At 72.2% G+C, this 11385-nt stretch carries 4 protein-coding genes, 2 rRNA genes and 1 pseudogene (1 of these 7 only partly in view); 3 read left to right on the forward strand and 4 right to left on the reverse strand.

Annotated elements, in window-relative coordinates:
- Positions 1-157: 157 nt before the first annotated feature.
- Together O7622_RS03295 and O7622_RS03300 are read left to right on the forward strand one after the other, a co-directional pair.
- The gene (locus O7622_RS03295; protein WP_282311800.1) at positions 158-4879 is read left to right on the forward strand and encodes an alpha-(1->3)-arabinofuranosyltransferase family protein; all 4722 of its coding nucleotides are present in this window, start codon (positions 158-160) and stop codon (positions 4877-4879) included.
- Entirely contained in the window at positions 4876-6159 is a 1284-nt protein-coding gene (locus O7622_RS03300; protein ID WP_282311801.1) for a polysaccharide biosynthesis protein, read from the forward strand. The genes O7622_RS03295 and O7622_RS03300 overlap by 4 nt, the downstream gene beginning before the upstream one ends.
- Here O7622_RS03300 and nudC read toward each other — a convergent pair.
- A pseudogene (gene nudC / locus O7622_RS03305) lies at positions 6068-6973 on the reverse strand (NAD(+) diphosphatase); the annotation flags it as partial. The gene O7622_RS03300 and the pseudogene nudC overlap by 92 nt on opposite strands.
- A 186-nt stretch (positions 6974-7159) precedes the next feature.
- Between nudC and O7622_RS03310 the strand changes: the two are divergent.
- On the forward strand, positions 7160-8977 hold the full coding sequence (locus O7622_RS03310) for a VanW family protein (protein WP_282314021.1): 1818 nt from the start codon (positions 7160-7162) through the stop codon (positions 8975-8977).
- A 58-nt stretch (positions 8978-9035) separates the two neighbouring features.
- Here O7622_RS03310 and O7622_RS03315 read toward each other — a convergent pair whose 3' ends face one another.
- The 3 genes from O7622_RS03315 to O7622_RS03325 all read right to left on the reverse strand — a co-directional run.
- Complete coding sequence (locus O7622_RS03315; RefSeq protein ID WP_282311802.1) at positions 9036-9662, reverse strand: NAD(P)-binding domain-containing protein; 627 nt, start codon at positions 9660-9662, stop codon at positions 9036-9038.
- A gap of 206 nt (positions 9663-9868) precedes the next feature.
- Positions 9869-9985: ribosomal RNA gene (gene rrf, locus O7622_RS03320) — 5S ribosomal RNA — on the reverse strand.
- Positions 9986-10064: 79 nt separating this feature from the next.
- Positions 10065-11385, reverse strand: a 23S ribosomal RNA gene (locus O7622_RS03325); it runs 1789 nt beyond the window's last position.

Consider the following 11385-nt stretch of genomic DNA (forward strand, 5'->3'; position numbering starts at 1 on the left):
CAGCCTGCCACACGCTTACACGCCGTGGGGACGGCCGTTCTCCTGATAACGCCTCGCCGCGCCCCCAGGTCGCCACTGCGCGTCCGGTCCGGATAGCGTCGCGCGACACGCGTCATGTTGCAGGTGCGCGTACGGCCGGCGGAGACGGGAGCCGAAAATGCGTGCGGACGGGACGACAACGTCGCCGACGGGGACTGACACCCCCGCCCGGGAGACCGGCCGCGCCCGGCAGACGGCGCGACGATTCCGGCACCTGACGATCTGCCTCGCGCTCACCGCCCTCGCCTTCCAGCAGGCCCCCGGGCAGGTCGTACCGGACACCAAGGTCGACCTGAACGTCAATCCGGCCGGCTGGCTGCTGCGCTCGCTGCACCTGTGGGATCCCACCGGCACGTTCGGCCAGCTCCAGAACCAGGCGTACGGATATCTCTGGCCGATGGGCCCGTTCTTCCTGCTCGGGACGGAACTGGGCATCGCGCCGTGGATCGTCCAGCGGTTGTGGTGGGCGCTGCTGTTCTGCGTCGCGTACCTCGGTGTGGTGCGGCTGGCCGGCCGGCTCGGCATCGGCAGCCCGGCCGGCCGGATGATCGCCGGCGTCGCGTTCGCGCTGTCCCCGCGCATCCTGACCCAGCTCGGCTGGTCGTCGGTGGAGTCCTGGCCCAGCGCCGTCGCGCCGTGGGTGCTCATCCCGCTCGTGGGACTCGCCCGGGGCGCCCGGCTGCGCCGCGCGGTCGCCGGGTCGGCGGTCGCCGTCGCCTGCGCGGGCGGCGTCAACGCCACAGCCGTCGCCGCTGTGGTGCCGCTCGCCCTGCTCTGGCTCGCCACGCTCCGGCCGCTGCGCCGCCGCGTCACCGCCCTCGCGGCCTGGTGCGGCGCTGTCGCCCTGGCCACCGCGTGGTGGCTGATCCCGCTCCTGGTCCTCGGCCGGTACAGCCCGCCCTTCCTCGACTACATCGAGACCGCCCGCAACACCACGAGCGTCACCGACGCGGTGACGACGCTGCGCGGCGCCTCCTACTGGGTCGCGTACCTGGCCTCCCCGTTCGGCGCGACCATCCCGCCCGGCGCCCGGCTGGCCAACGACACGCTGCTCGTCGTGGCGACCCTGGCCGTCGCCGCGCTCGGAGTGCTCGGCCTGTCCCGGCGCGGGATGCCGCACCGCCGGTTCCTCATCACCGGTCTGCTGCTCGGCGTCGCGCTCGTCGGTCTCGGGCACACCGGCGACCTGCCGAACATCCTCGCCGGGCCGCAGCAGCAGCTCCTCGACGGCATCGGCGCCCCGCTGCGCAACGTGCACAAGTTCGACGTCCTGCTCCGCCTGCCGCTGGCGCTCGGCCTGGCGCACCTGGTCAGCCTCGCCGTACGCGCGGCCCGGACCGCGCCCGAGCCGCGCCGTGGCCGCGCCACGGCCCGGGCCTGGCTCACCGCCGGCACCGCGATGGTCGCGGTCGCGGGCGTCGCCTCACCGGCACTCGCCGGTGGCCTGGCCACGCCGGGCGCGGTCAAGGATGTGCCCGGCTACTGGCACGAGGCCACCGACTGGCTCGATGCGAACACCGGACGCGGGCGCGTGCTCGTCGTCCCCGCCGCGCGCTTCCCCACGTACGACTGGGGCAGCACCACCGACGAGATCGCCCAGCCGCTGCTGGACAGCCGGTGGGCGGTCCGCAACGCCATCCCGTTCACCCCGCCCGCCACGATCCGGCTGCTCGACGCGATCGAGTCGACGCTCGCCACCGGCGCCGGGTCGACCGGCCTGGCCGACCTGCTCGCCCGCTCCGGGATCAGCCACGTCCTGTTCCGCGCCGACCTCGACCACGGTCGCTCGGACACGGCCCGCCCGGCGGTCGTCCGGCAGGCACTGGAACGCTCGCCCGGCCTGACCCGCGTCGTGTCCTTCGGCCCGGTACGCGGCGGCTCCGACACCCCTGACGAGTTCCGCGACCAGGGCCTGGACGTGCCCGGACGGGCGCTTGAGGTGTACCGGGTGGACCGGGCCGTCCAGCCGGTGGTCGCGTACGACCGCGACGACGTGACCACTGTCGTCGGCGGTCCCGAGTCGCTGCTCGACCTGGCCGCCTCGGGCCAGCTCGGTGCCGCGCCCGCGATCCTGGCCGGCGACGCGAAGGCCGGTGAGACCACCGGGCGGGTCGTGATGACCGACGGGCTGCGCCGGCGCGACGTCTCGTTCGGCCGGCTGCGCGACAACTCCTCCCAGACGCTCACCGCCGACGACACCTTCGCGGTGTCCGCGCCCGCGCACGACTACCTGCCCGACTGGGGGCCGGAGTGGTCGACGGTCGCCCGCTTCGAGGGCATCAGCGGGATCCGCGCCTCGACCGCCCGCTCCCAGATCGACGCGACCGGCGGCGCCCGGCCCGAATACCAGCCGTACGCGGCGATGGACGGGAACACCGCCACGTCCTGGCGGTCGGCGCCGCACTCGCGCAGCGACAGGCAGTGGATCGAGGTGAACCTGGCGAACCCGACCCGGGTCACCCGGGTGGAGGTGTGGTTCGACCTGAAGGCCGACGCCCTGCCCACCACAGTCACCGTGACCGCCGGGTACGAGAGCCGCACCGTCGAGCAGTTCGGCGACCACATGGTCTTCGAGCTGCCCGGCGTGCACGCCACCCGCAAGGTCGAGGTCTCCGTGGACGCCGCGTTCGACCTGCGCCCGTTCGGCGACAAGACGGTCGGCATCACCGAGATCAAGATCCCCGGCGTCGAGACCGGCCGGACCCTCCAGTTGCCCGCCGCCCCCGCCACCGACCAGCCGGCCGGCGTGGTCGTGTCGGCGGCGCCGTCCACGCCCGCCTGCTTCATCGTCGACGGCCGTCCGCGCTGCTCCACCGACGCGATCCGCGGCTCGGAGGACGCCTCCACCATCGACCGCACATTCACGCTGCCGACGGCCGGGACGTACGACGCGAAGCTGTGGGCGCGGCCGACGCCCGGCCCGGAGCTGAACGCCGCCCTGGACAAGCTGGTCGCCGACGCCCAGCCGTTGCGCCTCGCGCCGCAGGTCACCGCGTCCTCGACGGCGGTACCCGACCCGGCCGGCCGGCCCGGCGCGGTCCTCGACGGCAACCCGGCCACGAGCTGGTCGCCGGCACTCAACGACGAGGCGCCGATCCTGCGCCTCACCTGGCTCGAACCGCAGGTCATCAGCCGGATCCGCTTCACCGTCGAGGACGGGACCGCCGCCACCCGGATCGGCAGCGTCCGGGTGGTCGGCAACGACGGGTTCCGCAGCAACCTGCTCACCGGCGACGGCGTGCTCACGCTCGACCCGCCGATGCGGACCGACTCGATCACCATCCAGTTCCTCGACAAGCCGTCCGCCACCAGCACCGACCCGTACGGCCTGCGACTGCCCGAGCCGCTGCCCATCGCTGTCGGCGAGGTGACGGTGCTGCCCCTCGGGACCACTGTCGCACCCCGTCCGGAGACACCGCTGAAGCTGGCCTGCGGATCAGGTCCGACGCTCCAGGTCGGCTCGTCCCGGATCACCACCACGCTCACCGGCACGGTGCGCGACCTGCTGGAGCTCCGCGAGATGCCGGTCACCGCCTGTGGCCGGAACACGCCCCGGCAGCTCGACCTGGGCAGTGGCGAGCACCGCCTGGTCACCACGGCCGGCACGCTCGCCACCGCCACCCGGGTCGCGCTTGCGCCGCGGACCGCGACGCCCGCCGCGGCGGCCACCGCCGGCGACATCGAGGTGGGTTCCTGGTCGGCCACCGAGCGGCGGGTACGGGTGTCCGAGCACCTCGTCGACCGGGTGCTCGCGGTCCGGGAGAACACCAACACCGGCTGGCAGGCGACCGTCGGCGGGAAGACGCTCACCCCGCTCGTGGTGGACGGCTGGCAGCAGGGCTGGATCCTTCCCGCCGGTGTCTCCGGGGACGTGGTGCTGCGCTTCACGCCGGACACCCCGTACCGGATGGGTCTGCTGCTCGGCGGTGTCCTGCTGGCGGCGGTCGTCCTGCTCGCGGTGCTGCCCGACCGCCGGCCCGCGGGGGATCGGGCGGTCGTCGTCGCACCGGCGGCCCGGCGACGGCTCACCCGCTCGCTGCCGCTGCTCGCAGTCGGCGCCGCCGCGCTCGTGCTCCACAGCGGCCTCATCGGCGCCCTGCTGGTCGCGGCGGGCTTCATGCTCGCCGTACCCGGGCCGCGTCGCCTGCCCTGGACCGGCGACCCGCGGCGGGTCCGGAGGATCGCCCGGGCGGCCGAGACATGGCTCCCCGGCGCGCTCGTGGCGCTGGCCGGGTGGGTCTATCTGGAATCGGGCGACCGGCACACCGACCTGCTGCCGCAACTCCTGACGGTCGCCGCCCTGGGCGCGCTCTGGCTCTCCACGACCGCCCGCCGACGGCCCGTACGCCGGATCAGCCCGGCCCCGGCCGTGCCGGCTCCCCGGGCACCGGAGCCGGCCGGGCGGCCGACGCCCGTCCCCGCCCTCGCCGGGGCCGTCGCCGGTCCAGGCGCGGGTCCGGGCCGATGGCCGGACCTCGACGTCGAGCCGGGTCCGGACCGGGACGCCGGGCCGGGCGCGGCGCACGACGCTGAGCCGGGTCGGGACCGGGATGCGGACCGCGATGCGGACCGAGGGCAGGACCGCGACACCGAGCCGGACGCGGACCTCGGGCCGGAAGGCGACGCCCAGCCGGCCACGGACCGCGACGCCGGCCGAATGCCGGAAGGCGAGGCCGAGCCGGCCACGGACCGCGACGCGGGCCGAATGCCGGACGGTGAGGCCGAGCCGGATCCGGACCTGGACGGTCGCGCCGAGCCCGACTCGGACGGGCGGCCGCGCCCGGACGTCGCGCCGGGCCCGGACGGCGGCCCGGCGTCCCGCGTCTCGGAGATCACGTGAGCGAGGGCCGGCCAGGCCCGCAGCCGGCGGACGGCCGGAGGACCGGGCTGGGAGCGGCGGGCGTCGCCGTCACGCTCGCCGGTGTCCTGGTGAACGGCCTGGCCTACCTGGTGCCGGTGCTCGCCGCCCGGAAGCTCGCCGCGGACGACCTCGGCGCGCTCGCCACCGCCCTCGGCCTGGTGGCCATCGCCGGTGTGCCGGGGCTCGGCCTGCAACTGGCGGTCGCCGTGCACCACGCCCGGCACGGCCCTTCCGACACCCGGCGGCTCACCGTGCTGACCGCCGCCCTGTGCGCGGGGGCGCTGCTGGTGGCGACGCCGGTGCTGGTCGCCGCGCTGGACCTGCCGGCAGTGGTACCGGCGCTGCTGGCGGTCACCACGGCCTCGGTGGTGCTCTCGTCGCGCTCGCTCGGCGAGTTGCAGGGCGGTCAGCGCTTCCTGCGGCTCGCCGTCGCGATGGCGCTGCTGGCCGCCGCGCGCTACGGCGGGGTGATCGTGGGGCTGCTGCTCGGCGCGGGCCTGACCGGCGCGCTCGCGATCGGGGCGCTCACCGCCGCGCTGGCGCCCCCGGCGCTGGCCTGGCTCACCGGTACGCCCCGGCGTCCGTCGGCCGCCCCGCGCCTGACCGTCGCCCAGGTGACCGCCGGGTGCGGGGCGACGCTGGCGATGCTCGTCGTCTCCTACGCCGATCTGCTCCTGGCCCGGCAACTGCTGCCGCCGCCGGGCTCCGGGGCGTATTCGGTAGGGACCGTCCTGACCAAGGGCGCGCTCTGGGCGCCGCAGGTCGCCGCCGTCCTCGCCCTGCCACGCCTGGCCCGTGGGGACCGCCGCAGCCGCACGGTCGCGCTCGCGGTGACGGGTGCCTGCGGCCTGGTCCTGGTGGGCGCGTCGGCAGTCGCCGGCGGGCTTGCCTTCCGGCTCGTCGGCGGACCCGGCTACACGGCGCTCGGCCGGTACGCGCCGCTCTTCGCCGCCGTCGGCGCGCTCTACGCGGTGACGTTCGTCCTGCTCAACGACCGTCTCGCCGGGGGCGTCAGGTGGCCGGCCGCGCCGCTGTGGCTGGGCACCGGCGCGCTGGTGACCGTTGCCGCGATCGTGCGTCCGCGTACCGTCGGCGGTCTTGTCGTCGCGGCCCTCGCCACGGCCGCGGTCACGACACTGCTGATGGCCGTGCCGGCGCCTCGGCGCCCAGCCAGTCGCCCAGCAACAGGTGATCGATCGAATCCACCCGGCCCAGCGGCCGACCGGACGCGATCCGCTCCCGCAGCTCCGCCCGGGTGAACCAGCGCGCCTCCAGCAGCTCCACGCCGTCGACACGGACCTGCTCGGAGGTGGCGACGGCCCGGAAACCCACCATCAGGCCGGCCGGGAACGGCCATGCCTGCGACCCCTGGTAGATCACGTCGGTGACTGTCACCCCCGCCTCCTCCGCCAGCTCCCGGCGGACCGCGTCCTCCAGGCTCTCACCGACCTCGACGAAGCCGGCGAGCGTCGAATACGCCCCCTCGGCCGCGCCGGCGTGCCGGGCCAGCAGGCAGCGCCCCGGTGGGCCGGGCGCCTCGACGAGCACGATGACGGCCGGCTCGATCCGGGGGAACAGCAGCCGCCCGCACTCCGCGTCCGCGCAGGTCCGGACGTGTCCGCCGCCACCGGCGACCGCCGCCGCGCCGCACGCGCCGCAGTATCGCTGCTGCCGGTGCCACAGCAGCAACCCCCGGGCGTACGCCTGGACGGCCGCCCCGGCCGGGTCGAGCCGGCCGGCCAGCGCCCGCAGGTCGGCCGCCCGCGTCGCGGCGGCCGCCTCCACGGCGGCCCGCTCGCCGAGCGTGGAGAGATCGACGGCGAACACAGCGGCGTCCCCGTCGACCCCGAGGAAGACGGTTTCGCCCGCGGCGGCCCGGACGGTCGACGCCCGCTCCCCGGTGAGCCGGACCGGGCCGTCCCCGTCGACCAGGCAGCGGTCCCGCCACAGCGGCAGCACGACGCTCGCCGGGTCGGTCAGCCGCTCGGCCAGCCAGTCCGCGTCGGCGCGCCGCGCCGCCGCCCGGTCCAGCCATCCGCCCCCGCACGCCGGAACCCGATCCTGTGTCCGCACCATCTCACCGTGCCACGTTCCGCACCACGGCACGGCCCCGAAACGGGTGATCGGTGCGACACCGGCGGTGAACCGACGCGACCGCCGGACCGGACACTCCCGGCGGGCCCGAGCGTTGGTTACCGTAGGTGTCTCCTGCGGGGGAAGCGGTCCCCGCGTGTACTTCCGATCGAGGTTGCAGTGACGATGTACGGCGAGAAGATGCCGGCGGCCGACGACCGTCCCACCATCAAGGTGGCGGCGGTGAGCTGGCCCGGCGTCGAGATGGAGCCGGTCGCCACACCACCCGGAGGCGGCGCGGCCAAGCCCACACGCTCGCGGCGGGCGCGGCTGCTGCTGGCCGGAGGGATCGTCGCGGCCGTGCTCGCCGGCGGCGTCGGCCTGGGCGCCTACGCGTACGCCGGTGACGTGCCCCGCGGCACCACCGTGCTCGGCACCGAGCTGGGCGGGCGGAGCCGCGCGGAGGCGGCCCAGGTGCTCCGCGCCGAGCTGGAACGCCGGGCCGACAAGTTGGACGCCCCGCTCGCTGTCGCAGTCGGTGAGAACAAGGCCGAGCTGAAGCCGTCCGAGGTGGGGCTCGCCATCGACGTTGACGCGACGGTGGCGGCGGCTGCCGAGGCCGACGCGCACGCGGTGAGCCGGCTCGTCGGCTCCCGGGCGGTCGAGCCGGTGGTGACCGTCGACCAGGCCAAGCTGGGGGCGGCCCTGCGCAAGGTGATGGGCGCGCAGGGGCGTGAGATGACCATGCCGGCGATCATCTGGACCGGGACCACACCGAAACCGGTCTACCCGAAGCCGGCGCTGACGATCGATACCGAAGGCGCCACCTCGGTGGTGAAGGCCGGGTGGCTGGCCGCCGAGCCGGTCACCGTGCCGCTCGTCGAGAAGTGGCCGGCGACCACTCGCGAGGACGTGGACCGCCTCGTCGCCGAGCTGGCCCGGCCGGCGGTGGCCGCACCGGTCACGCTCGCCACCGACGGCGGCTCGGTCACCGTCCCGCCCGCCGCCATCGCCCGGTCGCTGCGATTCTCCGCCGACGACGCCGGCACGCTCACCCCGAAGGTCGACGTCAAGCGGCTGCGTACCGCGCTCGGGGACCGGCTGACGAAGCTTGAAGTCGAGCCGCGGGACGCCGGGCTGACCATCAGCGGCGGCAAGCCGAAGGTGCTGCCCAGCAAGGCCGGACGCCAGGTCGACGCCGCCGCGCTCGGCCCGGCGCTGCTCGCGGTGCTCCCGAAGGCCGAGGGCCGCACGGTGACCGCCGAGCTGAAGCCGGCCGCCCCCGAGCTGACCGAGGCGGAGCTGGCGAAGCTCGGCATCAAGGAGCGGGTGTCGACGTTCACCACCCAGTTCCCCGGCGGCCTCTCGTCACCGCGCAGCCAGAACATCGTCCGTGCGGCGAAGGACGTGGACGGTGCGCTCGTGAAGCCGGGCGAGACGTTCTCGCTCAACGGGCACACCGGCGAACGCGGCTACGACCAGGGATACAAGGACGCGCCGACGATCGTCGGCGGCAAGCTGGTGCCGGGCGTCGGCGGCGGCGTCTCCCAGTTCACCACCACGCTGTTCAACGCCACCTACTACGCCGGGCTGGAGGACGTCGAGCACAAGCCGCACTCGTTCTACTTCAGCCGCTACCCGGCGGTGATCGAGTCGACCATCTACTGGCCGCAGCTCGACTTCAAGTTCCGCAACAACACGCCGTACGGCGTCCTGATCGACACGTCGTACACGTCCGGCTCGATCACCGTCTCGATCTGGAGCACCAAGATCTACGACAGCGTGAAGACCGAGTACGGCCCGCGCCGCAACATCACCCAGCCGAAGACGGTCCACCTGACGCCCGGGCCGACCTGCATCGCCGCCGCCGGCGCTGTCGGGTTCACCCAGGACGCCTACCGGGTCATCAAGAAGGACGGCAAGGTGTTCAAGCGGGAGAAGTTCAGCTGGCGCTACGACGCCGAGCCGCGCTTCATCTGCGCCCCGAAGCCGGGCGACGACTGATCCACGAGACGCAGAAAGGCCCCGCCGGACGTATCCGGCGGGGCCTTTCCCATGATTGTCACGGCCGCGCCGCGGCCAGCCCTTCGCGTACGCCGCCGGCGTCCCGGTCGGTGCCGTAGACGGGCGTGTCCGGCTGCTGCCGCCAGCTCTCGTCCAGGGTGCCCGCGTCGACCGGGTCGAAGCCCAGCTCGTCCACCAGCCCCATCACGATCCGCTTGGCGTCCGCGTCGTCACCGGCCACCGGCAGCGCGATCCGGCCCGCCGTACCCGCCGGCTTGCCCTCGTCCATCAGGTGCGCGGCCTGGATGTTGTTGAAGACCTTCACCACCCGGGCGCCCTTGAGGTGGTCGGCCGTCCAGCGGCTGGAGCTGAGACTGCGGTCCAGCAGCTCGGGGATGTCCCCGTCCCGCTGGGGGTAGTAGTTGTCGGCGTCGACCACGAGCTTGCCGTCGAACAGCGCCGCAGGGAGTTGCGGCACCGCCTTCACCGGGATCGCGATGACCACCAGATCGGCGCCCCGCACGGCCTCCTCCACCGGCACCGCCCGGGCGCCGGTCTCGGCGGCGAGGTCGGTCAGGCTCTGCGGCCCGCGGGAGTTGGCCACCGCGACGTCGTGACCGAGTGAACGCAGACGACGGGTGAGGGTGCCCCCGATGTGCCCCGACCCGATGATTCCGATCTCCATGTCCACTCCTGTACCCCGCGCGGTCGGACCCGATCACGATCCCGGCGTACGGCACGTCACGTTTCGCGCCAACCGAGCCGGCGGGCGGACGTGCGTCGACGGTCCCGGCTCGACGGTACGAGACCGAGGCGGTCCGTCGTGGTGTTTCCGGGGGACGACGCAATTCAGGGCCGCCCCGGTGTGGGGTGGCCCTGAATTGAAGGATTGTCCGGCGGTGTCCTACTCTCCCACACCCTCCCGAGTGCAGTACCATCGGCGCTGGAGGGCTTAGCTTCCGGGTTCGGAATGTGACCGGGCGTTTCCCCTCCGCCATGACCGCCGTAACTCTATGAACATGTCAACCAACCCAACAACATGGGTGGTGGTTTGTTCAGAGTTGCACAGTGGACGCGTAGCAGCTTGGTAGTCAAGTCCTCGGCCTATTAGTACCGGTCAACTGAACCCGTTACCGGGCTTACATTTCCGGCCTATCAACCCAGTCGTCTAGCTGGGGGCCTTACCCCACAAATGTGGGTGGGATACCTCATCTTGAAGCGAGCTTCCCGCTTAGATGCTTTCAGCGGTTATCCCTTCCGAACGTAGCTAACCAGCCGTGCCCCTGGCGGGACAACTGGCACACCAGAGGTTCGTCCGTCCCGGTCCTCTCGTACTAGGGACAGCCCTTCTCAAGTATCCTACGCGCACGGCGGATAGGGACCGAACTGTCTCACGACGTTCTAAACCCAGCTCGCGTACCGCTTTAATGGGCGAACAGCCCAACCCTTGGGACCTGCTACAGCCCCAGGATGCGACGAGCCGACATCGAGGTGCCAAACCATCCCGTCGATATGGACTCTTGGGGAAGATCAGCCTGTTATCCCCGGGGTACCTTTTATCCGTTGAGCGACACCGCTTCCACATGCCAGTGCCGGATCACTAGTCCCGACTTTCGTCCCTGCTCGACCTGTCAGTCTCACAGTCAAGCTCCCTTGTGCACTTGCACTCAACACCTGATTGCCAACCAGGCTGAGGGAACCTTTGGGCGCCTCCGTTACCCTTTAGGAGGCAACCGCCCCAGTTAAACTACCCACCAGACACTGTCCCTGAACCGGATAACGGTCCGAAGTTAGATACCCGAATCAACCAGAGTGGTATTTCAAGATTGCCTCCACCCATACTGGCGTATGGACTTCACCGGCTCCCACCTATCCTACACAAGCTAATTCAGATACCAATGTCAAGCTATAGTAAAGGTCCCGGGGTCTTTCCGTCCTGCCGCGCGTAACGAGCATCTTTACTCGTAATGCAATTTCGCCGGGCCTGTGGTTGAGACAGTGGGGAAGTCGTTACGCCATTCGTGCAGGTCGGAACTTACCCGACAAGGAATTTCGCTACCTTAGGATGGTTATAGTTACCACCGCCGTTTACTGGCGCTTAAGTTCTCCGCTTCGCCCCGAAGAGCTAACAGGTCCCCTTAACGTTCCAGCACCGGGCAGGCGTCAGTCCATATACATCGAATTACTTCTTCGCATGGACCTGTGTTTTTAGTAAACAGTCGCTTCCCCCTGCTCTCTGCGGCCATACAACGCTCCACCCGCGCGGGGCTTCACGTCTCCGGCCCCCCTTCTCCCTAAGTTACGGGGGCAATTTGCCGAGTTCCTTAACCACAGTTCGCCCGATCGCCTCGGTATTCTCTACCTGACCACCTGTGTCGGTTTGGGGTACGGGCCGCTAAGAACTCGCT

Source organism: Micromonospora sp. WMMD1076, assembly GCF_029581475.1.
Lineage (GTDB): Bacteria > Actinomycetota > Actinomycetes > Mycobacteriales > Micromonosporaceae > Micromonospora > Micromonospora aurantiaca.